Source organism: Rhodoferax potami (genome assembly GCF_032193805.1).
Lineage (GTDB): Bacteria > Pseudomonadota > Gammaproteobacteria > Burkholderiales > Burkholderiaceae_C > Allorhodoferax > Allorhodoferax potami_A.
In genome coordinates, this window is record NZ_JAVBIK010000001.1 from 319,825 (window position 1) to 342,825 (window position 23,001).

The window sequence follows — 23,001 nt, forward strand, 5'->3', positions numbered from 1 at the left end:
ATGGGTCTCAATCAACCACCGGTCACCGGCGGGAAAAACGCGACCTCACAGCCTTCGTGCAAGGAGTCGCCGGGCGCACTCATCACCTGGTTCAGCGCCATCCGCACAGAGCGGTCCGTGCCCAAGGCCTCGGCGCCGGGTCCGCCGCGGGCCATCAACTCCGCGCGCAACTGCGCCAAGGTGGTGGCTGCCGTGTCAAGCACTTCGCTGGAAGTGCCCATGGCCTCTCGCATGGAGGCGAAGTACCGCACCGTGACCCTCATGCCAGCAGGCCTTGAAAAGGAATGAAGCGCACGGCTTGGCCGTACAGAATCGGTTCGCCCGGGGCGACATCGACCAAGCCATCCCCCCAAACTGCGGATGTCAGCACCCCAGAGCTCTGGTTACTGAACAGATCGAGGCCGCCATTGGCGTTGTGGCGCACCCGCAAAAATTCTCGGCGTTTATCGGCTTTGGGCCAATCAAAGTCTGCGCGGACAGCTATGCTTTTCATAGCGGATTCCTGCACGCCTTGCAGGCGCAACAAGAAGGGCCGCACCAGCACCAGAAAGGTCACAAAGCTGGACACCGGATTGCCGGGCAGCCCGATGAAATGCGCCGCACCTATGCGCCCGTGGGCAAAGGGTTTGCCGGGCTTGATGGCGATTTGCCACAAGTCCAGCGTACCCTGGCTTTGCACCGCGGGCTTGATATGGTCTTCCTCGCCCACCGACACGCCACCGCTGGTGAGGATGACGTCGTTGTCAGCCGCCGCGCGTTGTAGCGCTGCGATGGTGGCTTCCCGGTTGTCAGGCACGATACCCAGATCCGCCACCTCACAACCCATGCGGCGCAGCAGGTTCAGCAAGAAAAAGCGGTTGGAGTTGTAAATGGCGCCCGGCGGCATGTCTTGTGGAGCCACCGTGCCGGGCATGACCAGCTCGTCGCCGGTGGAAAACAAGGCGACCCGCGGTTTGCGCACCACTTTCAGCTGCGCCATACCGATGCTGGCAGCCAGGCCCAACTCAGCCGGGCCCAGGCGGGTGCCAGCAGGCAACACGCAGTCACCGCGCTGCACGTCTTCACCGGCATGGCGGATATGCTGGCCCGGCAAGGGCGTGGTGTTGACGCGGATGGTCTCGGGCTGGCCTTGGCGCTCGTCATGGATGCGGGTGCAGTCTTCTTGCATGACCACCGCATCGGCGCCGGGGGGTACGGGTGCGCCGGTGAAAATGCGGGCGGCCGTGCCGGCTTGCAAATGCTCGCCGACAGCGCCAGCGGCAATCCGCTGCGTGACCCGGAGCTCGTTGGAGCCGAACATCAGGTCCTCAGCCCGCACCGCATAGCCGTCCATCGCACTGTTATCAAAGGCCGGCACTTGCAACTCAGACACCACGTCAGCCGCCAGCACACGGCCGTCTGCGTCGAAGGTGGAAACCTGCTCGGTCGCTGTCAGGGGGCTGACAGCCGCCAGCAACTGCGCCAGCGCATCGTCCAAAGGCAATAAAGGCTTACGGGGGGCGCCGGGTGCAGAAGTCATTTGCTATCGATTCAGGAGCTGCTCGCGCACTATTGACGGGCGCTAAGCAGCGTTTTCATACACAAATCAAACACACTCACGCTCAATGAGCGCTTTGATGGCGGGCACATCTGCATCCATCACCAGCACGCGCTTGGGCAGGGCTTCGATGCCTTCAAACTGCGGCGGGCGGACGGGGTCACGACCCAAGGCCTCGACCACGGTGGCCGCGAACTTGATGGGCAATGCGGTTTCCAACACCACCATGGGCAGGCCGGCGGTCAGGTGCTCCAAGGCCACCTTCAGGCCATCGGCGGTGTGGGTATCAATCATCATGCCGTGTTGCTCGTAAGTGGCACGGATGGTGTCCAAGCGATTGGCGTGGGTGCTCTTGCCGCTCACAAAACCGTACTTGGTTGCCGCTTGCGCGAAGACGGGGTCGGCGCTCAGGTCGAACAGGCCGGTCTGGGACAGGCCTTCGCCGAACAGCGCCTTGACCCGCGCACCGTCGCGGCCCAGCAGGTCGAACACAAAGCGTTCGAAGTTGCTGGCCTTGGAAATGTCCATGGACGGGCTGGAAGTCTCGTGGGTGTCGGCCGTGCCGCGCACGCGGTACACACCGGTACGGAAGAACTCGTCGAGCACATCGTTTTCGTTGGTGGCAACCACCAGCTTGTCGACCGGCAGACCCATCTGACGGGCCACATGGCCGGCACATACGTTGCCGAAGTTGCCACTTGGCACGCTAAACGACACCTTTTGGACGTTCGACTCGGTCGCCTGGATGTAGCCGGCAAAGTAGTACACCACCTGCGCCAGCAAACGCGCCCAGTTGATGGAGTTGACCGTGCCGATTTTGTACTTGCGCTTGAACTCGAGGTCGTTGGACACTGCTTTGACGATGTCCTGGCAGTCATCAAACACGCCTTTGATGGCGATGTTGTAGATGTTGGCGTCCTGAAGGCTGAACATTTGCGCCTGCTGGAAGGGGCTCATGCGGCCGTGTGGGCTGGTCATGAATACGCGCACACCCTTTTTGCCGCGCATGGCGTGTTCGGCTGCGCTGCCGGTGTCGCCACTGGTGGCGCCCAGAATGTTGAGCTCTTCGCCGCGGCGGACCAGTTCGTATTCGAACAGGTTGCCCAGCAGCTGCATGGCCATGTCCTTGAACGCCAGAGTCGGGCCGTTGGACAGCGCTTCGATCCAGACACCGTCCTGCAGGTGGCGCAGGGGCACGATTTCGCCGGTGCCGAACACTTCAGCGGTGTAGGTCTTGGCGCACAGGGCGCGCAGATCGTCAGCCGGAATGTCGTCGATGTACAGCGACAGGATTTCAAACGCGAGCGTGGCGTAGCCCTGCTCGTGATAGACCTTGCGCCAGCGGGTCAGCGTAGCGTCGTCCACTTGCGGATAGGCCACCGGCATGTACAAGCCGCCGTCCGGCGCCAGGCCTTCGAGCAGGATTTCGCAGAAGCGTTTGCGGTCTTGATTACCGCGGGTAGAGATGTATTGCATTCGGCAGTGTCCTGATTACGCCAGCTCTTCCTTGCGGATGCGGGTGATGGGCTGCAACACGGTAGGCAGCGCTTGCATCTGGGCAAGGGCCGCATTCATCTTGGCTTCGGCGCAGTCATGGGTCAGGATGATGACGTCCGTTTGGGTCGCCGCTTCACCGCTGATTTCGTCCGCTTCGCGCTGCAGCACGGCGTCGATGCTGATGCCGGCTTCGGCCAGCAAACCGGTGACCTTGGCCAACACACCGGCCTCGTCGGCCACGCGCAGGCGCAGATAGTAGCTAGTCACCACTTCGCTCATCGCCAAAACGGGGGTGTTGCTGATGGCATCGGGCTGGAAAGCCAGGTGCGGCACGCGCTGGGCGGCATCAGCGGTGTGCAGGCGGGTAATGTCCACCAGATCGGCAATCACGGCGCTGGCTGTGGGCTCAGAGCCCGCACCCTTGCCGTAATACAGTGTGGTGCCCACGGCGTCGCCATGGGCCATGACGGCGTTCATCGCACCTTCCACATTGGCGATCAGGCGCTTGGCCGGTACCAGTGTGGGGTGCACGCGCAGCTCAATGCCGGCGGCCGTGCGCTTGGTAATGCCCAAGAGCTTGATGCGGTAACCCAGTTGCTCGGCGTATTTGATGTCAGCCGCGCCCAGCTTGGTGATGCCTTCCACATAGGCCTTGTCGAACTGCACCGGAATGCCGAAGGCAATCGCGCTCATCAAGGTGACTTTGTGCGCTGCATCCACGCCTTCGATGTCGAAGGTCGGATCGGCTTCGGCGTAGCCCAGGCGCTGGGCTTCTTTGAGCACCACGTCAAAGTCCAGGCCCTTGTCGCGCATCTCGGACAGGATGAAGTTGGTGGTGCCGTTGATGATCCCGGCAATCCACTGGATGCGGTTGGCGGTCAGGCCTTCGCGCAGCGCTTTGATGATGGGAATGCCACCGGCCACGGCCGCTTCAAACGCCACCATCACGCCCTTGGCGGATGCAGCTGCAAAAATTTCGGTGCCGTGCACGGCGAGCAAGGCCTTGTTGGCTGTGACCACATGCTTACCGGCCGCGATGGCTTCCAGCACCAGCGCCTTGGCAATGCCGTAGCCACCGATCAACTCGATGACGATGTCGATGTCCGGGTTGGCAATGACCGCGCGCGCGTCGTTCACCACCTTCACGTCGGGGCCGACAACGCTTTGGGCACGCGCCACGTCGAGGTCAGCCACCATGGTGATTTCGATACCGCGGCCGGCACGGCCCTGGATTTCTTGCTGGTTGCGTTTGAGCACATTGAATGTGCCGCTTCCCACGGTGCCAATGCCGAGCAGGCCTACTTGTATCGGTTTCATATCGTTTTTACGTAAAAAGTGCGTCTAGCCCTTGCAAACAGTGCGCGGGCAGCTATCAAAATCGGAGTGAGTCAGTTCCCGTTGCGCTTGCGATAGCTCTCGAGGAACTTGGCAATGCGGCCAATGGCTTCGCGCAAATCGTCCTCATGCGGGAGGAACACGATGCGGAAGTGATCGGGCGCGTGCCAGTTAAAGCCGGTTCCCTGCACCAGCATGACGCGGGTCTCGCGCAGCAGCTCCAGGAAAAATTGCCGGTCGTCCGAGATGGGGTACACCTTGGGGTCCAGCTTGGGAAACATGTACAGCGCGGCCTGCGGCTTCACACAGGTCACGCCAGGGATGGCGGTAATCAGCTCAAAGGCCAAATCGCGCTGGCGGCGCAAACGCCCGCCTTCGCACACCAGATCGTTGATGCTCTGGTAACCGCCCAAAGCGGTCTGGATCGCCCACTGGCCGGGCACGTTCGAGCAGAGCTTCATGTTCGAGAGCATGTTGAGGCCCTCGATGTAATCGGTCGCCGACTTTTTGTTGCCTGACACCACCAGCCAGCCAGCGCGATACCCGCAGGAGCGGTAGCTTTTGGACAAGGAGTTGAAGGTGAGCGTCAACACATCGGTCGACAGGCTGGCCATGGCCGTGTGGTGGATACCGTCGTACAAAACTTTGTCGTAAACCTCGTCCGCCAGAATCACCAGGCCGTGCTGACGGGCGATTTCGATGATGCCTTGCAGCAGCTCGGTGGAATACAACACGCCGGTCGGGTTGTTGGGGTTGATGACCACAATGCCTTTGGTGCGTGGCGTTATCTTGGCGCGGATGTCGTCAAGATCGGGCATCCAGCCATTGTTTTCATCGCACAGGTAGTGCACCGGCGTTCCGCCGGAGAGGCTGGTGGCTGCAGTCCACAAGGGGTAGTCGGGCATGGGCAGCAACAACTCGTCGCCGTTGTCCAGCAAGGCGTTGGTGGCCATGGTGATCAGCTCGCTGGCGCCGTTACCCAAATAAATATCATCGAGAGTGACGCCGGCAATGCCCTGCTTCTGGGTCTCATGCATGACCGCTTTGCGGGCAGCAAAAATGCCTTTACTGTCGGAGTAGCCTGCCGAGTTCGGCAGGTTGCGGATCATGTCCTGCTGGATTTCTTCGGGCGCATCAAAACCGAACACCGCCAAGTTGCCCAGATTGAGCTTGATGATCTTCTGACCCTCGTCTTCCATTTGACGCGCCGCGTCCATGATGGGACCGCGGATGTCGTAGAGCACGTTGGCCAGCTTGGCAGATTTCTGAATGGTTTTCAAAGTCCCTCCGGGAGGTGTCAGCACAGGGTGAAACCTATAATTTGACCACAGTTCGGCAGGCACTCCGCTTGCGTCTTCCGGTACCACCCTCCCCATGAAATTCATCCCCGACGCAACACAAGGCCCCTCCATCACCGGCTACGGTCCTGACTGGGTCGAAGTCAACGGTGAAAAACACCACAGCAGCATCATCGTTAGCAGCCAAGGGATCTGCCGCCCATGGGCTTGCACCCGATTTGAAGACCTGACGGAAGAACTCTTTCAAGAATTGGCAGCACTCGCACCGGAATTGGTGCTCTTCGGGAGCGGTAGCAAGATCCGGTTTCCGCATCCGAAATGGATATCGCCCCTCTACAGCGCCCGCATCGGCATAGAAACCATGGACACCCAGGCTGCCTGCCGCACCTATAACTTTCTGTCGGGTGAAGGTCGCAAGGTGGTGGCGGCCCTCATGGTCTGAGAAAGCAACTCACCGCCCGACGCTTGGTGGGGGCATTTCAGAGTAAAATAGCAGGCTGCGGTCCAGAGCGAAGAATTGCTGTCACGTTCGACGCTGTCCCCTATGACTGACATGTCCGGCTAGCCGGTCAACACACCGAGATTGAAATTCCATATGGCGATTGTTGTCAACAAACCCCTTCCCGAATTCGAAGCCAACGCTACCGGCGGCATCAAGGTGACCAACACCACCCACGTCGGGAAAACCATGGTGCTGTACTTTTACCCGAAAGACAATACCCCTGGTTGCACTACCGAAGCCATGCAGTTCAGGGACAAGTACAAAGATTTCGTGAAAGCTGGCGCCGAAGTGTTCGGTGTTTCCCGCGACAACATGAAGTCCCACGACGAATTCAAGGCCAAGCTCGAGCTGCCCTTTGAGCTGATTGCTGATACTGAAGAAAAAATGTGCCACATGTTCGGTGTGGTGAAAAACAAAATCATGTACGGCAAAAAGGTCAAAGGCATCGAGCGCAGCACCTTCCTGATCGGCGCGGATGGGCTGGTGAAAGAGGAGTGGCGTGGCCTGAAGGTTCCAGGGCATGTCGACGACGTTTTAAAAGCCGTCAAGGTCCTCAAAAAAGCCGCCTGATCCCCTTGTTGTTTTGATGCACCCGTTGCCGATTGGCGTCACGGGGCTCATGCATAATGGTTCGCATGCCGTTGAAGCTTGCAACCGCGATCACACAAAAAGCCGCCTTGGCTCAAGGCGGCTTTTTCGCTTTTTCGGCATAGTTTTTTCACTCTCAACTTCTGCGAATCCACTCCATGCCACTGCCCACTGCCCCGTCCAAGCGTGCTGATCGATTGACCGCCAAAGACTTTGAGGCTCCCGCGCGTGCCAAACCCCGCGCAGCCCGCAAGGCTCCGACAGAAGTTATCGCCGAACCTGTAAGCGCCGTCGCAGTCAAGCGCAGCACTGAACGGGAATCCAAACGCTCCACCCAATCTGCGGCCTTGACCCATAGCCCGGTTACGGCCCCTACAGCCGCGAACGTGCCCACACCCAGCGTTAAGCCCCTACCAGTCGCAGCACCTGTGGCTGCGGCTGTGACTGCCGCAGCGCCGGACACCAAACGCAGCAAACGCGCAAAAACCAGCGGGCCGAAAAAACTGTTTGTGCTGGACACCAATGTGTTGTTGCACGACCCCATGTGCTTGTTCCGGTTCGAAGAACACGACATCTATTTGCCCATGATCGTGCTCGAAGAGCTCGACGGACATAAAAAGGGGATGACAGAGGTCGCCCGCAATGCACGCCAAACCAGCCGCACACTGGACACGCTGGCAGGCGCACCGGGCGCAGACATCACCGCCGGCTTCTTGCTCGACAGCACCGGGCACAAAGATGCCAACGGCAAGCTGATGTTTCAGACGCAGCCACTCAACTACACACTACCCACCAGCTTGCCCCAAGGCAAGGCAGACAACCAAATTCTGGGTGTGGTGGAAGCCCTGCGCCAGCACTATGCCCCCCGCGAAGTGGTGTTGGTCTCCAAAGACATCAACATGCGCGTCAAGGCACGCGCTCTAGGTCTCGCCACCGACGATTACCAGAACGACAAAACTTTGGAAGACGGCGACTTGCTGTATTCCGGCTCGCTCGCCCTGCCCTCTGACTTTTGGGCCACCCATGGCCAGAGCGTGGAAAGCTGGCAGCAAGGCCCCCACACCTTCTACAAGGTGGACGGCCCGTCTGTGCCCAGCATGCTGATCAATCAGTTTGTGTATTTCGAGTCGCCCGGTGAGCCCAGCCTTTACGCCCGCGTGACAGAGATCCGCGGAACAACCGCGGTGCTGAAGACCCTCAAGGACTTCAACCACTTGAAAAATGCAGTCTGGGGCGTGACCACCCGCAATCGCGAGCAAAATTTTGCGATGAACTTGTTGACAGATCCTGAAGTGGACTTTGTGACCCTGACCGGCACGGCCGGTACCGGCAAAACACTGATGGCACTGGCAGCGGGCTTAACGCAGGTGCTGGACGATCGCCGGTATACCGAGATCATCGTCACCCGCGCCACGGTAAGCGTGGGCGAAGACATCGGCTTTCTACCTGGCACTGAGGAAGAAAAGATGGGTCCCTGGATGGGCGCCTTGGATGACAACCTTGAAGTGCTGGGCAAGACCGATACCAATGCCGGCGAATGGGGCCGTGCAGCGACCAACGAGCTGATCCGCAGCCGGGTGAAGATCAAGAGCATGAACTTCATGCGGGGCCGCACGTTCCTGAACAAATACGTGATCATCGACGAAGCCCAGAACCTGACACCCAAGCAAATGAAAACGCTGATCACCCGGGCAGGTCCGGGAACCAAAATCATCTGCATGGGTAACCTCGCGCAGATCGATACGCCTTACCTGACCGAAGGCTCTTCGGGCCTGACGTTTGCCGTCGACAAGTTCAAAGGCTGGCCACACGGCGGACATATCACCCTTGCGCGCGGTGAGCGTTCCCGCCTTGCAGACTTCGCCAGCGAAGTGCTATAAAAATAGTAGCTACTCGCGCAGATGTAAAAAGGGCTGGAAGCCGATTTGGCTTCCAGCCCTTTTTTCTATGTCGATCGCTAAAGCTCAGTAATCGTCACCACCGCTATGTGCCAAGTTCTCGAACTTGGTGAAGCGGTTCATGAAGGCGAGCTTGACGGTGCCGGTTGGGCCGTTACGCTGCTTAGCGATGATGACTTCCGCCACACCCGGCTCTTTGCATTGATCCTTGGTGTAGTACTCGTCACGGTAAATAAACATGATGATGTCCGCATCCTGCTCAATAGCGCCGGATTCACGCAAGTCACTCATCATGGGGCGCTTGTCGGGCCGCTGCTCCACCGAACGGTTTAGCTGAGAGAGTGCAATTACAGGGCACTTCAGCTCACGGGCTAGCATCTTCAAGCCCCGGGAAATTTCACCCAGCTCAGTCGCACGGTTTTCCCCATCGCCACCGCTACCGCTCATCAGCTGCAAATAGTCCACCACGATCAGGCCGAGCTGCCCGCACTGGCGCGCCAAGCGACGGGCATTCGCACGCACTTCGCTGGAATTCAGACCCGCGCTTTCATCGATGTGCAAGGAAATAGTCCGCAGCTTCTCGATCGCCTCCGATAGACGGGGCCACTCTTCGTCGGTCAGCTTACCGGTGCGTAAATGCCCTTGGTCCACGCGACCGATAGAGCCGACGATACGCACCGCCAGTTGGGCGGCGCCCATTTCCATCGAAAAGATGGCCACCGGCAAACCTTCGTTCAGGGCAACGTGCTCGGCAATGTTGATAGCCAAAGCGGTTTTTCCCATAGAGGGACGCGCTGCCAACACGATCAGATCACCTGCTTGCAAACCAGCTGTCATGCGGTCAAAGTCGATGAAGCCCGTGGGCACACCGGTCACGTCATTCGGGTTGTCCGCCATCTCCTGCACACGATCCAGGAGGTTGACGACCAGGCTGTCCATCGACTGGAAGCCCTGCTTGTTGCGCTTGCCTGCTTCGCCGATGTTGAAGATCTTCTGCTCAGACTCATCGACAATTTCAGAGACTGGGCGGCCTTTGGGATTGAACGCGTTGGTCGCGATCTCATCACTGGCACTGACCAGTTTGCGCAAAATCGAGCGATCGCGCACGATCTCCGCATAGCGGCGGATGTTGCTCGCACTCGGCACGTACTGGGCCAGCGAGTTCAGATAGGTGAGCCCCCCCACCTCCTCTGCCTTGCCCTGGTTCTGGAGATGCTCAAAAACGGTAATAACGTCAGCCGGCTTATTCCCGTTGATCAACACACCGATCGAGGCGTAGATAAGACGATGCTCGTGGCGGTAAAAGTCTGCATCCATCAGGATGTCACTCACCCGGTCCCAGGCCTCATTATCAAGAAGCAAGCCACCGATCACGCTGGACTCACCCTCAATCGAATGCGGGGGCACCCTGAGCTGGGCAATCTGGCGGTCGGATTCAAATCCTTCGGTAGCGAACGGTACTGCAGACATGTGGTTTCCTATGAGCTCTTCATCCTAAGGCGCAGCACGCACCGCGTCGAGTGAGAAGCTGGGGGCAAGTTGTGGAAAAACTGTGTAAACCAAGGGATAAACCCGATCCCCAAATACAAAAGCCGCAAGGGCGGACCCTGGCGGCTTTTGTAGGTGTTCAGCCTGCAAGCAGGCTGCGCGGACAATGCTGATTAAGCAGTTTCGCCGTACACGGACACGGTGATATCCACCACCACGTCAGTGTGCAGAGCCACGCTCACAGTGCTGTCGCTCACGACCTTGATAGGACCGTTAGGCATACGCACTTGAGACTTCGCTACCTTGTAACCGGTTTTCACCAATTCTTCAGCGATGTCGTAGTTAGTGACGGAACCGAACAAACGGCCATCCACACCAGCCTTTTGGGTCAGCTTGATGGTAGTACCACCGAGCTTTTCGCCCAGAGCTTGGCACTCAGCCAACTTGGCTGCTGCAGCCTTTTCCAACTCAGCGCGCTTGGCTTCGAACTCTGCCTTGGCAGATTCGGTAGCACGGCGTGCACGGCCGGATGGGATCAAGAAGTTACGAGCGTAGCCGTCTTTCACCTTGACGATTTCGCCCAGGTTGCCGAGGTTCACGACCTTATCGAGCAGAATGATTTGCATGGTCGGGACTCCTTAGATCTTGTGCTGGTCGCTGTAAGGCAGCATCGCCAAGAAGCGAGCGCGCTTGATAGCGGTGTTCAGTTGGCGCTGGAAAATAGCGCGGGTGCCTGTCAGGCGTGCGGGAATGATCTTGCCGTTTTCAGCAATGAAATCACGCAATGTGTCGATGTCTTTGTAGTCGATCTCTTCGACGCCAGTGACGGTGAAGCGGCAGAAGCGTTTGCGCTTGAACAACAACGATTGCGTGTTGCGCTTGGGGCGCTTGTCTTTGTTGAAACGTTTTGGTCCGGGCATGATGGACTCCTAAAAATTAATTTTGCAAAAATTCTTGAATGTGGAAAACGACTGACTTTCCTTGGCGTGCATTTGCCATGAATCCGGAGAACTGCCACACACTGCCAACTGCTTGCTTTGCAAGCCGCTCAGCCAGCGTGCCGAAGGCCACCGCTTTCATCACAAGCTTCACGGTTCGTACAGATCCGGCTTCTGATACTTGAGACTCGTGTTCGAGCCGTAGATTCAGGGCCGGGAGGCCTGATGGTGTGTAGCGCATCGTTTCAAACTCTGCGATACAAGCACCTAAAACCAATGAATTTGCCTGCACTCCTTTAAGGGAGAGGTTCGTAGACCCGTTCAATTAGGCTTGGTACTCGGCCTGCTGGGCCTTGCGTGCGTCTTCGCGCTCGACAGTCTTCATCATGGAAGAAGGACCGGTTTCGGCTTTCTTCTTGGACACTGTCAGGTGACGCAACACTGCATCGTTGAACTTGAACGCGTGCTCGAGTTCAGACATCACAGCTTGGTCAGCTTCGATGTTGACGCACAGGTAGTGAGCCTTGGCCAGCTTGTTGATCAGGTAAACCATCTGACGACGGCCCCAATCTTCAACGCGGTGCACCTTGCCACCGCCAGCGGTGATCATGCCCTTGTAACGCTCCAGCATTGCAGGAACTTGTTCGCTCTGATCCGGGTGGATCATGAGGATGATTTCGTAATGACGCATTGATACTCCTTGAGGATTTCCCAGCATCTGGGTTTTCCGGAACTCTCGTACCGGCTATAAAAGCTGCCCCGGCGTCTAGACAGGGTGCAGCAAGGCGAAGCCCACGATTATAGCCTAACCCAAGGGGGGTGACAAATTGCGATCTTCGGCAGAGTCGGGCGACGTCAACAAACTGACCAAAATAGCCATCATCAGCCCCACAGGCACCCCGAAAACACCGGCAGAGACGGGCTGTATGCCAAACCATAAATGCTCTTCCGAAAAACCAAACCATTGCCGCAATACTGGAAAATTCAGCACCATGTAACCCACCGTGGTGCCCAAGCCTGCCAACATGCCGGCGACCGCGCCAGCCCTGGTCATACGCTTCCAGAAAATACCCAGCACCATGGCCGGCACGAATGCAGCGCCTGCCAATGAAAACGAGGCTGACACGAGATACAAGATGCCCGCGGGTCGCTGCGCAGCGGCATAGGCGGCCATCAAAGCCACCACCAAGAGCGCGAACTTGGACAGCATCACACGGCGCATGGCCTCGGCCTTGTTGCTGTTACCTTCAAAATAAACATCGTGGGCCAGCGCATTGCCTATGGTGAGCAGCAAACCGTCAGCCGTTGAGAGCGCCGCTGCCAAGCCACCGGCTGCCACCAACACAGACACCACATACGGCAAGCCGCCAATATCTGGGGAGGCCAACATCACCAGATCCGCACCGACCCGTAACTCGGCAAACTGCAAGACGCCATCCGCATTTACGTCGCTGAACGATAGCAAGTTGGGATCACGCGACCACTGCAGCATCCAGGCGGGTAGCGCATCAAACGGCTGCCCGACCAAATTTGCCATCACCTCGTACTTCACCAAAACAGCCAAAGCAGGTGCAGACAAATACAACAGGGTAATGAAAATGAGAGACCAAGCCACGGAGCGCCTGGCTTGCGCGACCCCCGGAGTGGTGTAGTACCGGGTCAAGAGATGAGGCAAACCGGCGGTGCCCACCATCAAACAAAACATCAAAGCCAAAAAGTTGGCGCGCGACGTCGAAAACTCTGCTTGCTCCGATGCAGAACCCTCTGGATCCCCCGCAAAGGGCCGCGTCTGTGGCGCCATGCCACCCAGTGCTTTAGCTTTTTCTGTGTTTTCGAGCCAGTTTTTGGTCCACAGCTCACGGGCTGCATTCACATCTTTAGGAAGTGACGCTAGGGCCTTGCGCGTCGCCTGAACCTGAGCATCCGGCGCCTTGCTGTCGCCAAGGATCCGCAACTGTCGGCGCAATTCCTCACGCTCACTCGCGAGCGAAGACTCCACATCCGCCAACTTGTGCTTGAACTCTTCTGCGCGCTGCGCATAGATGGCGATCACCTCTTGCTCTTGGGGAGACACCGCAAAGGCTTGCTCCATTTGGGTAATCTTCCCCAGTTGTTGCCCGTAAGCCAGTGGCGCCAAAGGATTGCCGGTCTGCTGGTAAGAAAGCCAGGACACCGGAATCAGAAAAGCCAAAATGACCACCACATACTGTGTGACCTGGGTCCATGTCACCGCGCGCATGCCCCCCAAAAAGGAACATACCAGCACACCGCCCAACGCCAGGAGAATCCCGATTTCGAAATGCACACCTGTTAAGCGGGAGGTAATCAAACCCACACCGTACAGCTGGGCAACCACATACGTAAAAGAGCACAACACGGCAGACCAGGCGGCAATCCGGCGGGGCCAATGCCCTCCGAACCGCACCCGAAAATAATCCGGAACGGTATACAGATTCATGCTGCGTAAATAGGGAGCCACCAGCAATGCGACCAGACAAAAGCCCCCGGTCCACCCCAGCACATAGGCCAAGCCTCCGGGCTGAGACCCGGAACCACTAAAACCCTGGGTATACAAACCACCCGCCAAGCTGATGAACGAGGCAGCACTCATCCAATCTGCCGCTGTCGCCATGCCGTTGTAAACGCCGGGGATACGGCGCCCGGCCACGTAATACTCGTTGGCGTCAGCAGTGCGCGCAAACACGCCAATCACCGCATAAAGCACCAAAGTGACGGACAGAAAAATGCCGGCAACCCACGCCTTGGGCAAGCCGTACTGCTCCGCCACACCCAAAGCCACCAAAAACAACAACAAACCGACCACAAAACCGAAAAACCGCCTGCGCAACGAGGCGGTGTAGGAACCATATTCAACAGAGTCAAACTGGAAGACTTCGGGCGAACGCCGGTTGGCTACCAAGGCGAAGACCACCACGATCGCAATGAATACCAACAATGCCCCTTGGGCAGTCAGCCAGTAAGCAAGCGGCCACGAGAAAAACGTACCGCTCAGGTCCCGGGCGAAAAAAACAATACCGAAAGAAAAGACAAACCACAGCGCAAGCAGCACTGCGTGCAGGTGCCAATTGCGCTGGGTCGTCTTGAAGGGCATCAGACCGCGAGTTGCTGCCAGGTGGCGATCACCGAGTCTGGGTTCAGGGAGATAGAAGAAATCCCTTGTTGCTCCAGCCACTTGGCGAAGTCAGGGTGGTCGCTAGGCCCTTGTCCGCATATACCCACATACTTGCCCTGGCGCTTGCAGGCCTCAATTGCCATCGTGATGAGGGCCTTGACAGCGGGGTCGCGCTCGTCGAAGTCAGCCGCCAGCAACTCAAGACCGGAATCGCGATCCAGCCCCAAGGAAAGCTGAGTCAGATCATTGGAACCGATGGAGAAGCCGTCGAAGTACTCGAGGAACTGGTCCGCCAAAATGGCATTGCTCGGAATCTCGCACATCATGATGAGCTTGAGACCGGCCTCGCCACGACGCAGGCCGTGACGTCCCAACAATTCTGTGACCCGCTTGGCTTGGCCCAAGGTACGCACAAAAGGCACCATCACCTGCACATTGGTGAGTCCCATTTCATTGCGAACCCGTTTGAGGGCTTCACATTCCATGGCAAAGGCTTCGCCAAACTCGGTGCTGATATAGCGCGCAGCACCGCGGAAGCCGAGCATCGGGTTCTCTTCTTCAGGCTCGTAGCGGCTACCACCAATCAGCTTGCGGTACTCATTGCTCTTGAAGTCGCTCAAACGCACGATCACCGGCTTGGGCCAGAACGCTGCTGCAATAGTTGCAACCCCTTCTGCCACCCGATCCACATAAAACGCGCGGGGCGATGCATGTCCACGTGCAACCGACTCCACTGCCTTTTTCAGGTCGGCATCCACATTCGGGTAGTCGAGAATGGCTTTGGGGTGCACTCCGATGTTGTTGTTGATGATGAACTCCAACCGCGCCAAGCCCACACCTTCGTTAGGCAACTGGCAAAAGTCGAAAGCCAGTTGGGGGTTGCCCACGTTCATCATGATCTTCACCGGAATCTCCGGCATCACACCGCGCTGTACTTCAGAGACTTCTGTCTCCAGCAGTCCATCGTAGATAAAGCCGGTATCACCCTCTGCACAGCTCACGGTGACCAGCATGCCTTCTTTAAGTAGGTCGGTGGCATTGCCGCAACCCACCACGGCTGGGATACCCAACTCGCGCGCAATGATGGCGGCGTGGCAGGTACGACCACCCCGGTTGGTCACAATCGCGCTGGCGCGCTTCATCACCGGTTCCCAATTGGGATCCGTCATATCGGTCACGAGCACATCGCCCGCCTGCACCCGGTCCATCTCGCTGATGTTGTGAACAATCCGCACCGGCCCGGTGCCGATCTTTTGACCGATGGCACGACCTTCGGCCACCACATTGCCCTTACCTTTGAGCTTGTAGCGGTACTCAGCGGATGTGCCGGCCTGGCTTTTCACGGTTTCAGGGCGCGCCTGCAGGATGTACAACTGGCCATCAATACCGTCTTTGCCCCATTCGATGTCCATCGGACGGCCGTAATGCTCTTCAATCACCAAGGCGTATTTGGCCAATTGCTCCACATCCGCATCGGTGAGGGAATAGCGGTTACGCAGTTCGGTGGGCACATCGGTCGTTTTGACCAGCTTGCCGCCAGCTGCCTTCTCTTCGACACTGGTGAACACCATTTGCAAAAGTTTGGAGCCCAGATTGCGGCGAATCACTGCACGATTGCCCGCTTTGAGCATCGGCTTGTGCACATAAAACTCGTCAGGGTTCACAGCACCCTGTACCACGGTCTCCCCCAGACCATAGCTGGAGGTAATGAACACCACTTGGTCAAAGCCGGATTCCGTGTCGATGGTGAACATCACACCGGCCGCGCCCAAGTCTGAGCGCACCATGCGCTGCACACCGGCGCTCAAAGCCACGACATCGTGGGCAAAGCCCTTGTGGACGCGGTAGCTAATCGCGCGGTCGTTGTACAGGGAGGCGAACACCTCTTTCATTTTGTGGAGCACGTCTTCAATGCCCACCACATTCAAAAAGGTCTCTTGCTGACCGGCAAAAGAGGCGTCAGGCAAGTCTTCGGCGGTAGCGGACGAGCGCACCGCAAAGCTGGCTTGGTCATTGCCCGCAGACAGCGTTACAAAGGCTTCGCGAATCGCATGCTCTAAATCTGCGGGGAAAGGCTGAGCTTCAACCAAGGAACGGATTTCGGCTCCGACGACTGCCAAAGCGCGCACGTCTTCGGTATCCAGTGTCTTCAGCTTGGCGCTGATCTTGTCGGCCAGGCCGTCGTGGGCTAAGAATTGGCGAAATGCGTGGGCAGTCGTCGCAAAGCCCGTTGGGACCCGGACGCCTTGCGGAAGCTGGGAAATCATCTCCCCCAGACTGGCGTTTTTGCCGCCGACGGACTCGACGTCCGTCATGCGCAAGCGCTCGAAAGGCACGACCAGGTCGGTCGCATTGAAAAGTTCAGACATAGGATGCTCCAGAAGTTAAAACCTTTCTTTGACCCGCCGGCCAGGCCTTGGGCGGGTCGCGCGACCTGTCACTTTCCTGTTGTTGGTGTTGTGGGAAACGTAACCGGTACCTAAATGCGCTAAATTGCAATCATTGTAGGTGGGCACATCGTGTAACCCGATTACGAAACCCCGCCATGCCCTTGCATCTGACTGACACCACCAACGACCTGTATATGCCCCAACGCACCGTATTCTTTATTTCTGACGGCACCGGCATTACCGCTGAAACATTCGGCAATGCGATCCTGGCGCAATTTGAGACCAAAGCACGGCATGTGCGCCTGCCTTTCGTGGATACCGTGGACAAAGCGCACCAAGCGGTCCGGCAGATCAACCATACGGGCGTGGTCGACGGCAACAAGCCGATTGTGTTTACGACTTTGGTAAACATGGATGTGCTGAGAGTCATCCAAGAAGGCTGCCAAGGCATGTTGCTCGATATGTTCGGTATGTTCGTTCACCCGCTGGAGCAAGAGTTGGGCTTGAAATCAAACCACCGGATCGGCCGCTTCAGCGACGCTAGCAAGAGCAAGGAGTACCACGACCGGATCGAGGCCATCAACTTCTCATTGGCCCACGACGACGGGCAAAGCAACCGCGACTTGGAGCAAAGCGATGTGATCCTGGTCGGGGTCAGCCGCAGCGGTAAAACCCCGACCTCGCTGTACCTGGCCATGCAATATGGCCTGAAAGCGTCTAACTATCCTTTGATTCCCGAAGACTTTGAGCGCCGCCAGCTACCGCCGGCCCTGGTGCCGCACCGTGGGAAGATTTTCGGCCTCACCATCCAGCCCGAGCGCCTGTCCGAGATCCGCAATGAACGGCGACCTAACTCGAAATACGCCTCGCTCGAGAACTGCCGCATGGAGGTCAGCGAGGCCGAGGCCATGATGCGCCGCACCGGGATCCGGTGGCTGTCCACCACGACCAAGTCGATCGAAGAGATCGCTACGACGATTCTTCAGGAAATTCATCCTGAACGACTGGTGTACTGAGCGTCTGCAATTTGCGCTCCAGGGACGAGGCACTGGCGTTCTCCACGTACACGCACTGTTTGCCGGTGCGCTTGCAGAAGTCTTTGACCCGCCAGTAGGCGTTGTGGCTGATGCAGCCGGTCTGGCAAATCACCAGATCAGCCGCCGCCAGGTTGGCATCCAAAACGGCAGCGTTGTCTTCCACCCCACCATCATGGTGCGCAAAGCGCCCCCCTACCCGCTCGACAACATCACGGTAGTTGGCCACATTGCCGGTGCGCCCGCCTACACACAAGACGACTTTGTGATCAAAGCGCACCGGTACTTGTGGCCCCTCGACTCCCACGACCGTGCTCGTATCCATGCGCTCAGTTCGCGCTCTCTCCAGCAAGCTGCGTTCGGCTACTTGTAGCTTGCGACGGCAATCGGCGAGCAATTGGTCTTGCTCCTCTTGGCGTTGCAGAAGTTGCTCAATGCGCTTTTGCAATCGTTGACGCTCATCAAGCTGCGGAATCGAGGCTTGCAACTCCGCGTAGTCCTGCGCCCAAAACGCGAGCCGACTGTCCTTGGCGATGCTCTCCGCCCTGAGGCGTAGCAGTTCCGCTTGCACACGATCGAGCTCTGCCGTCTTCTGCACCATCACACGGGAGATGCGCTCCTGCACCTTGCCGAGCTCACGCGTCAACACCGCGTTCTCATGGGCCAACGCATTGAAACGCGCGATTTCAAGCCGTACGCCGGCCCCAGCCTGGTGCTGGAACATGTGCAGGTCTTTGCACATGGCATCTTGTAGCGCGGCATCACAACGAGGGTGGGTCAAAGCCGCCCAGAAGGCGCCCGCCACATCGCCCGCTTTCAGGTGGTTGACCCACAACTCGGCGACCGCCAAACTGCTTTTCGCCGCCTTGAAGGCTTGGATCTCGCGCACATACCGGGATTCGAGTTCGGCCTGCATCAGCTCCGAGAGCTTGCAGCGGCGCGCAGCCTCAGCAACCGCACCCGCATGCACCTCGTAGTCATTGGCAACCGCTTGCGCGCCTAGTGACTTATTGACCAGCCGCCGGAGCACCTCCATAGGCAAAACTCACCCCCACCAGAGGGCAATGGCAATGGGTCCCCAAGTCCCACAGGCGCCTGCGGCGCGAACCTGTGGCGCCCGCAGGCAACAAATGCGCGGGTGGGCAGATGTCGGAGTTGTCCATAGCTGCGCTGACAGCCACCGGGTCCTGATTTGCAATTGGCATGGTTAAGTCTCTCCGGTTTCTGTAGCTTGCTGAACATCTTGCTCCAAGCCATTTGCCAAGCGAACACGCCATGCCATTACAGGGCGGCGGGTGGCTTGCTTGGTCGGGCGGCCGCGCACGGGTTCAGCCTCTGGCTCGCAGCAAGGGCACATCGACCGGTAGCGCCCGGCTGCGCGGTGTTTGCTAGCGAACTCGCTCATTGAATCGCCTCAGGACTTGCGTGCCAGACTACCGCAGCGGGGCCCGCCCAGGTTGCAGGCGAGCCCTGGTGCGACCACCGCTGCCGCAAGGACCACAACAAGGTTTGGAATCCGGGCGACAACAAAGGGTCGGCCGACAAGCGGGTCAGGTTGCTCACAATTTTTGCGACCATGGCCTCCCGGTGTTCCGGGCAAGCTGTCTGCACATGTCCCGTCATCAGGGCCATGGTGCTGGCCATCAAGGCTTCGGCGGTTGGAATGAGGTATTCCTCGTCTTGCGGCTTCCAATGCGTGGGCATCGTCATCTCCTTGTGGAAACAGGTATCACAGCGAGACCTGAAATTAAAGTATATGCGAATCATTCTCATTAACAAGAAAATCCCGCGCTTCAAATACGGGATTTTTTTAGATCCATTCGATTCGCTTCGACAAGCCCCAAAGGGATAATGAATGTTTCAAAAAGGAGTACCCCCATGAAAGGCGACGCCCAAGTCATCGGCCACCTGCAGGCCCAGCTCAAGAACGAACTCACCGCCATCAACCAATACTTTTTGCACTACCGCATGTACAAGCATTGGGGCTTCGAGAAGCTGGCGAAAAAGGAGTACAGCGAATCCATCGGTGAGATGAAGCACGCCGACATGCTGATGGACCGCATCTTCATGCTCGACGGCCTGCCCAACCTGCAAGACATGGCAAAAATCATGGTCGGCGAAACCGTGCCCGAGGCGTTGGAGTGCGACCTGAAGGCAGAAATGGGTGCACAAATCACCATCAAAGCTGGCATTGCCCACTGCGAGTCGGTGCGCGACTATGTGTCCCGTGATCTGCTCCAAAAAATTCTGGATGACACTGAAGAGCACATCGACTTTCTAGAAACCCAGATCGACCTGATCGACAAAGTGGGCCTACCCAACTATCTGCAGTCCCAGATGGGCGAACTCTCCTAATTCGCTCCCCTTCAACGCTGATGACCTCAGCGTTTTTTTGTGCAATTTATTGAGAACGATTTGCATTAAGATGTGCATTTAGCTTTGCACTTTGCAGAAAGACTCTATGCACAAACGCACCTTCCTCCAAGGAACCCTACTCGCAGCCACCCTCTTGAGCGGACTCCCCTTGCGGGCGCAGACCGTTGATACCGCCAGCGTCGTGCGCAACTACGCAGAATTGGTCTCGGCCAACTACCAGGATGTTTTGGCCAGTGCACTGAGCCTGCAAAAGGCCATCAAAGCCCTGACGGCTGCCCCGAGCGCTCAAAGCTTGGACGATGCGAAAAAAGCATGGCTGGCTGCCCGCGCGTTTTACGGCCAGACCGAAGCCTTTCGCTTCTACAGCGGCCCGATTGATGACGACAAGGGCCCCGAGGGACGACTCAACGCCTGGCCTCTGGATGAGTCCTACATTGACAGCGTGGCCGGCAAGCCCAAAGCCGGCATCGTCAACAACCGGAAGATCACGATCAACAAAGCCACCCTCGCCAAGCTGAACGAGCGCGGCGGCGAAGAAAACATTGCCGCCGGTTGGCACGCCATTGAGTTTCTGCTGTGGGGTCAAGACCAAAGCGACACCGGACCAGGCAACCGCTCTTTTGAAGACTTTGTGGATGGCAAAACCGCCAACGCGGATCGCCGCCGCACCTACCTGAATGTAGTGACCGAGCTGCTGATAGATGACCTGGGCTTCCTCGTCAAAGCGTGGGCACCTGCCAGCAAAAACTACCGTGCGCGGTTCGAGCAAGGCGGCATCCAGTCGGTGCGCAAAATGATCGTCGGCTTAGGCTCATTGTCCCGTGGCGAACTGGCCGGAGAGCGCCTGGAAGTCGCCATGAACACCCAGGACAAAGAAGACGAACACTCCTGCTTCTCTGACAACACCCACCGCGATGCTGCCACCAACGCGCAGGGCATCCAAAACGTCTGGCTCGGCAGCTACCAGCGCCTGGACGGTACTTCGCTGCAAGGCCCCTCGCTTAAAGACCTGGTGGCGCTCAAAAACCCGGCCCTTGCAGACAAAGTGAGTCAACAAATCGCCAGAAGCGTGGCCTATGCCAACGCGATCCAGGCTCCGTTTGACCGAGAGATCTTGGGCGCCAAAGACGCGCCTGGGCGCATCCGGGTGCAAAAGACGATCGATAGCCTGGTCCAGCAATCCAAAGACTTGACCGAAGCAGCCGCCGCTTTGGGCATCCACAAGTTGGCCCAAGCGCAATGAAGCTGCGCGCCCGTCAAAAACTGGGGCTGCTGATCGCGGCGGCCGGCGCAGTTGCCGCATTGCTCTGGCCCGTATGGGGCCACAGCAACAGTGACACCGCTGGCCGCAGTCAAGGCGAACTGACCGCGGACCAAGTGACTGCATTTGTCACCGGGCGCAATGCATTTTCGATGCCACTGCCCACCCTGGACGACGAGGAGCGGGCCCGGTTTGCCGTGGGTAATTCTTTCTTCCGCCGCAATTGGGTGGAGGCACCAGCTTCTACCACCGCCCGCGACGGCTTAGGCCCCCACTTTATTGCCCGCTCCTGCGGCGGCTGCCATGTGCAAGACGGCCGCGGCGCACCGCCCGAATTCCGCAAGGGCCTGAGCGAGCCGCCGGTCGCCTTGCTGATACGGCTCTCGATTCCGGGCACTGGCGCCCATGGCGGCGTGGTGCCCGACCCGGTCTATGGCGACCAGCTCAACAACGCCGCCATTCAAGGCGTACAAGCCGAGGGGCAAGTGCAGATTCGCCACCAGCCGGTACATGGCCGCTTTGCGGATGGCACTCCCTACACTTTGCGCAAGCCGCTCTACCGCCTGACCCAACTGGCCTATGGCCCCCTGGCACCCGGCGCCATGATCAGCCCCCGCATTGCGCCCCAGATGGCCGGGCTCGGGCTGATAGAGGCCATTGCCGAGAGTGACATCCTTGCCAACGCCAGCGCCCAGGCCGCCATGGCAGGCCCCATCAAGGGTGTGCCCAATCGGGTCTGGGACGACCTTGCCCGCGCAGAGCGCATCGGCCGCTTCGGCTGGAAGGCCAACCAAGCCAGTCTGGCCAGCCAAACGGCCGGCGCGTTTTTGGGCGATATCGGCATTACTTCCACCACCCACCCTGAAGAAGCCTGCACCCCCACCCAAAAAGATTGTTTGGCTGCACCCCGGGGTGCACAGGGCCAGGCGCCGGAAATCGACGACCGCACCTTGGGCGACGTGGTGTTCTACCAGGCCACCCTCGCCCCGGCAGCGCGCCGCCATAGCAACCGAGCGGACGTGGTCCGAGGGGAATCGCTGTTTGTGCAAGCCCAATGCGCCACCTGCCACCGCCCCAGCTACACCACGGGCGCAGCACCCTTCCCCCGCTTATCCAGCCCCAAGGTTGAGGGCGTCAAAATCTGGCCATATACCGACCTCTTGCTGCACGACATGGGCCCCGCGCTGGCCGACGGCCGCCCGGACTATGCCGCCAATGGCCGGCAGTGGAAAACACCGCCGCTCTGGGGCGTGGGTCTGATTCACGATGTCAACGGCCACCGGCGGCTCCTCCATGACGGGCGGGCCAACGGGGTGCTCGAGGCCATACTCTGGCACGGTGGCGAGGCCCAGGCAGCGCAACAGCAAGTGCTCAAATTCAGTGCACGCGACCGCCAGGCGCTGGTCGCGTTTGTGGAATCTTTATGAAGCGGCGCACCCTTCTCAAAACATGGTCTTTGAGTGCTCTAGCGCTCATACAACCTGCGCACGCAGCTACAAAAACCATAGCATTCAACTGCGCAGGGGCCGCCGGGACGGCGACGCCGTTTTACCGCGCGAGCGAACTGGTACTGGGCGGTCTGCAAAGCCACTGGCTGCCGCGCGCCCATGGATTCGCCCAAACCGCCAGCGCACTTCATCAGACCCTGCAAACCACGCCTGCCGATGTGCCCACCCAGCGCGCAGCCTGGGTGCGCTGCATGTTGGCGTGGGAGTAACTCGCAGCG

General features: G+C 58.6%; 24 protein-coding genes. 8 read left to right on the top strand and 16 right to left on the bottom strand.

Annotated features, from left to right (window positions below; translation table 11 throughout):
* Positions 1-11: 11 nt before the first annotated feature.
* From moaD to RAE19_RS01540, 5 genes are all read right to left on the bottom strand, one after another.
* On the bottom strand, positions 12-263 hold the full coding sequence (gene moaD / locus RAE19_RS01520; RefSeq protein ID WP_313873258.1) for a molybdopterin converting factor subunit 1: 252 nt from the start codon (positions 261-263) through the stop codon (positions 12-14).
* Complete coding sequence (locus RAE19_RS01525; RefSeq protein WP_313873259.1) at positions 260-1,519, bottom strand: molybdopterin molybdotransferase MoeA; 1,260 nt, start codon at positions 1,517-1,519, stop codon at positions 260-262. Before RAE19_RS01525 ends, moaD begins: the two co-directional genes overlap by 4 nt.
* 66 nt (positions 1,520-1,585) lie before the next feature.
* A complete protein-coding gene (gene thrC / locus RAE19_RS01530; protein WP_313873260.1) occupies positions 1,586-3,013 on the bottom strand; it encodes a threonine synthase in 1,428 nt (475 codons plus the stop codon).
* A 15-nt stretch (positions 3,014-3,028) separates the two neighbouring features.
* The gene (locus tag RAE19_RS01535) at positions 3,029-4,351 is read right to left on the bottom strand and encodes a homoserine dehydrogenase (RefSeq protein ID WP_313873261.1); all 1,323 of its coding nucleotides are present in this window, start codon (positions 4,349-4,351) and stop codon (positions 3,029-3,031) included.
* A 71-nt stretch (positions 4,352-4,422) separates the two neighbouring features.
* Positions 4,423-5,649 (bottom strand): pyridoxal phosphate-dependent aminotransferase, encoded by a 1,227-nt coding sequence (locus RAE19_RS01540; protein WP_313873262.1) that lies wholly within the window; start codon positions 5,647-5,649, stop codon positions 4,423-4,425.
* A 94-nt stretch (positions 5,650-5,743) separates the two neighbouring features.
* On the opposite strand from RAE19_RS01540, the gene RAE19_RS01545 reads away from it, so the two are divergent.
* From RAE19_RS01545 to RAE19_RS01555, 3 genes are all read left to right on the top strand, one after another.
* Entirely contained in the window at positions 5,744-6,109 is a 366-nt protein-coding gene (locus RAE19_RS01545; RefSeq protein WP_313873263.1) for an Mth938-like domain-containing protein, read from the top strand.
* 153 nt (positions 6,110-6,262) lie between these two features.
* Positions 6,263-6,739, top strand: coding sequence for a peroxiredoxin (locus RAE19_RS01550; protein WP_313873264.1), 477 nt, complete (start codon positions 6,263-6,265; stop codon positions 6,737-6,739).
* Between the two features lie 176 nt (positions 6,740-6,915).
* Positions 6,916-8,637 (top strand): PhoH family protein, encoded by a 1,722-nt coding sequence (locus RAE19_RS01555; RefSeq protein ID WP_313873265.1) that lies wholly within the window; start codon positions 6,916-6,918, stop codon positions 8,635-8,637.
* Positions 8,638-8,721: 84 nt separating this feature from the next.
* On the opposite strand, the gene dnaB is transcribed toward RAE19_RS01555, so the two are convergent.
* From dnaB to ppsA, 7 genes are all read right to left on the bottom strand, one after another.
* A complete protein-coding gene (gene dnaB / locus RAE19_RS01560; protein WP_313873266.1) occupies positions 8,722-10,125 on the bottom strand; it encodes a replicative DNA helicase in 1,404 nt (467 codons plus the stop codon).
* Between the two features lie 191 nt (positions 10,126-10,316).
* Positions 10,317-10,769: a 50S ribosomal protein L9 gene (rplI, locus tag RAE19_RS01565; protein WP_313873267.1), complete on the bottom strand. Its 453-nt coding sequence runs from the start codon at positions 10,767-10,769 to the stop codon at positions 10,317-10,319.
* A 12-nt stretch (positions 10,770-10,781) separates the two neighbouring features.
* Entirely contained in the window at positions 10,782-11,063 is a 282-nt protein-coding gene (rpsR, locus tag RAE19_RS01570) for a 30S ribosomal protein S18 (protein ID WP_029708819.1), read from the bottom strand.
* A 16-nt stretch (positions 11,064-11,079) separates the two neighbouring features.
* On the bottom strand, positions 11,080-11,373 hold the full coding sequence (gene priB / locus RAE19_RS01575) for a primosomal replication protein N (protein WP_313873268.1): 294 nt from the start codon (positions 11,371-11,373) through the stop codon (positions 11,080-11,082).
* Positions 11,374-11,406: 33 nt separating this feature from the next.
* Positions 11,407-11,772, bottom strand: coding sequence for a 30S ribosomal protein S6 (gene rpsF / locus RAE19_RS01580; protein WP_296507481.1), 366 nt, complete (start codon positions 11,770-11,772; stop codon positions 11,407-11,409).
* Positions 11,773-11,886: 114 nt separating this feature from the next.
* Positions 11,887-14,193: a VC_2705 family sodium/solute symporter gene (locus tag RAE19_RS01585; RefSeq protein ID WP_313873269.1), complete on the bottom strand. Its 2,307-nt coding sequence runs from the start codon at positions 14,191-14,193 to the stop codon at positions 11,887-11,889.
* The gene (gene ppsA / locus RAE19_RS01590) at positions 14,193-16,583 is read right to left on the bottom strand and encodes a phosphoenolpyruvate synthase (RefSeq protein WP_313873270.1); all 2,391 of its coding nucleotides are present in this window, start codon (positions 16,581-16,583) and stop codon (positions 14,193-14,195) included. The genes RAE19_RS01585 and ppsA overlap by 1 nt, the downstream gene beginning before the upstream one ends.
* 215 nt (positions 16,584-16,798) lie before the next feature.
* Between ppsA and ppsR the strand changes: the two genes are divergently transcribed.
* Entirely contained in the window at positions 16,799-17,620 is an 822-nt protein-coding gene (gene ppsR, locus RAE19_RS01595; RefSeq protein ID WP_313876156.1) for a posphoenolpyruvate synthetase regulatory kinase/phosphorylase PpsR, read from the top strand.
* Here the strand turns inward: ppsR and RAE19_RS01600 are convergent.
* The 4 genes from RAE19_RS01600 to RAE19_RS01615 are packed head-to-tail and all read right to left on the bottom strand — an operon-like array spanning position 17,574 to position 19,342.
* The gene (locus RAE19_RS01600) at positions 17,574-18,674 is read right to left on the bottom strand and encodes a DUF2325 domain-containing protein (RefSeq protein ID WP_313873271.1); all 1,101 of its coding nucleotides are present in this window, start codon (positions 18,672-18,674) and stop codon (positions 17,574-17,576) included. The genes ppsR and RAE19_RS01600 overlap by 47 nt on opposite strands.
* Positions 18,646-18,843: a hypothetical protein gene (locus tag RAE19_RS01605; RefSeq protein ID WP_313873272.1), complete on the bottom strand. Its 198-nt coding sequence runs from the start codon at positions 18,841-18,843 to the stop codon at positions 18,646-18,648. The genes RAE19_RS01600 and RAE19_RS01605 overlap by 29 nt, the downstream gene beginning before the upstream one ends.
* A 2-nt stretch (positions 18,844-18,845) precedes the next feature.
* The gene (locus RAE19_RS01610; RefSeq protein ID WP_313873273.1) at positions 18,846-19,043 is read right to left on the bottom strand and encodes a hypothetical protein; all 198 of its coding nucleotides are present in this window, start codon (positions 19,041-19,043) and stop codon (positions 18,846-18,848) included.
* Positions 19,040-19,342, bottom strand: a complete 303-nt coding sequence (locus tag RAE19_RS01615) for a hypothetical protein (protein WP_313873274.1) — start codon at positions 19,340-19,342, stop codon at positions 19,040-19,042. The genes RAE19_RS01610 and RAE19_RS01615 overlap by 4 nt, the downstream gene beginning before the upstream one ends.
* 174 nt (positions 19,343-19,516) lie before the next feature.
* Between RAE19_RS01615 and bfr the strand changes: the two genes are divergently transcribed.
* The 4 genes from bfr (at position 19,517) to RAE19_RS01635 (ending at position 22,992) form a co-directional block, all read left to right on the top strand.
* Positions 19,517-19,993, top strand: a complete 477-nt coding sequence (gene bfr / locus RAE19_RS01620; protein WP_313873275.1) for a bacterioferritin — start codon at positions 19,517-19,519, stop codon at positions 19,991-19,993.
* Positions 19,994-20,099: 106 nt separating this feature from the next.
* A complete protein-coding gene (locus tag RAE19_RS01625; RefSeq protein WP_313873276.1) occupies positions 20,100-21,257 on the top strand; it encodes an imelysin family protein in 1,158 nt (385 codons plus the stop codon).
* The gene (locus RAE19_RS01630; protein ID WP_313873277.1) at positions 21,254-22,702 is read left to right on the top strand and encodes a di-heme oxidoredictase family protein; all 1,449 of its coding nucleotides are present in this window, start codon (positions 21,254-21,256) and stop codon (positions 22,700-22,702) included. Before RAE19_RS01625 ends, RAE19_RS01630 begins: the two co-directional genes overlap by 4 nt.
* The gene (locus RAE19_RS01635) at positions 22,699-22,992 is read left to right on the top strand and encodes a hypothetical protein (protein ID WP_313873278.1); all 294 of its coding nucleotides are present in this window, start codon (positions 22,699-22,701) and stop codon (positions 22,990-22,992) included. The genes RAE19_RS01630 and RAE19_RS01635 overlap by 4 nt, the downstream gene beginning before the upstream one ends.
* The last annotated feature ends 9 nt before the right edge of the window (positions 22,993-23,001 follow it).

What these genes read in the sequence shown, in the direction of transcription:
- rpsF (WP_296507481.1), bottom strand. Translation starts at nt 11,772, where the DNA reads ATGCGTCATTACGAAATCATCCTCATGATCCACCCGGATCAGAGCGAA.
- thrC (WP_313873260.1), bottom strand. Translation starts at nt 3,013, where the DNA reads ATGCAATACATCTCTACCCGCGGTAATCAAGACCGCAAACGCTTCTGC.
- RAE19_RS01630 (WP_313873277.1), top strand. Translation starts at nt 21,254, where the DNA reads ATGAAGCTGCGCGCCCGTCAAAAACTGGGGCTGCTGATCGCGGCGGCC.
- RAE19_RS01535 (WP_313873261.1), bottom strand. Translation starts at nt 4,351, where the DNA reads ATGAAACCGATACAAGTAGGCCTGCTCGGCATTGGCACCGTGGGAAGC.
- RAE19_RS01585 (WP_313873269.1), bottom strand. Translation starts at nt 14,193, where the DNA reads ATGCCCTTCAAGACGACCCAGCGCAATTGGCACCTGCACGCAGTGCTG.
- RAE19_RS01555 (WP_313873265.1), top strand. Translation starts at nt 6,916, where the DNA reads ATGCCACTGCCCACTGCCCCGTCCAAGCGTGCTGATCGATTGACCGCC.
- ppsR (WP_313876156.1), top strand. Translation starts at nt 16,799, where the DNA reads ATGCCCCAACGCACCGTATTCTTTATTTCTGACGGCACCGGCATTACC.
- RAE19_RS01610 (WP_313873273.1), bottom strand. Translation starts at nt 19,043, where the DNA reads ATGAGCGAGTTCGCTAGCAAACACCGCGCAGCCGGGCGCTACCGGTCG.
- RAE19_RS01550 (WP_313873264.1), top strand. Translation starts at nt 6,263, where the DNA reads ATGGCGATTGTTGTCAACAAACCCCTTCCCGAATTCGAAGCCAACGCT.
- RAE19_RS01615 (WP_313873274.1), bottom strand. Translation starts at nt 19,342, where the DNA reads ATGCCCACGCATTGGAAGCCGCAAGACGAGGAATACCTCATTCCAACC.
- bfr (WP_313873275.1), top strand. Translation starts at nt 19,517, where the DNA reads ATGAAAGGCGACGCCCAAGTCATCGGCCACCTGCAGGCCCAGCTCAAG.
- RAE19_RS01600 (WP_313873271.1), bottom strand. Translation starts at nt 18,674, where the DNA reads ATGGAGGTGCTCCGGCGGCTGGTCAATAAGTCACTAGGCGCGCAAGCG.
- moaD (WP_313873258.1), bottom strand. Translation starts at nt 263, where the DNA reads ATGAGGGTCACGGTGCGGTACTTCGCCTCCATGCGAGAGGCCATGGGC.
- ppsA (WP_313873270.1), bottom strand. Translation starts at nt 16,583, where the DNA reads ATGTCTGAACTTTTCAATGCGACCGACCTGGTCGTGCCTTTCGAGCGC.
- RAE19_RS01545 (WP_313873263.1), top strand. Translation starts at nt 5,744, where the DNA reads ATGAAATTCATCCCCGACGCAACACAAGGCCCCTCCATCACCGGCTAC.
- rpsR (WP_029708819.1), bottom strand. Translation starts at nt 11,063, where the DNA reads ATGCCCGGACCAAAACGTTTCAACAAAGACAAGCGCCCCAAGCGCAAC.
- rplI (WP_313873267.1), bottom strand. Translation starts at nt 10,769, where the DNA reads ATGCAAATCATTCTGCTCGATAAGGTCGTGAACCTCGGCAACCTGGGC.
- RAE19_RS01525 (WP_313873259.1), bottom strand. Translation starts at nt 1,519, where the DNA reads ATGACTTCTGCACCCGGCGCCCCCCGTAAGCCTTTATTGCCTTTGGAC.
- dnaB (WP_313873266.1), bottom strand. Translation starts at nt 10,125, where the DNA reads ATGTCTGCAGTACCGTTCGCTACCGAAGGATTTGAATCCGACCGCCAG.
- RAE19_RS01625 (WP_313873276.1), top strand. Translation starts at nt 20,100, where the DNA reads ATGCACAAACGCACCTTCCTCCAAGGAACCCTACTCGCAGCCACCCTC.
- RAE19_RS01605 (WP_313873272.1), bottom strand. Translation starts at nt 18,843, where the DNA reads ATGCCAATTGCAAATCAGGACCCGGTGGCTGTCAGCGCAGCTATGGAC.
- RAE19_RS01635 (WP_313873278.1), top strand. Translation starts at nt 22,699, where the DNA reads ATGAAGCGGCGCACCCTTCTCAAAACATGGTCTTTGAGTGCTCTAGCG.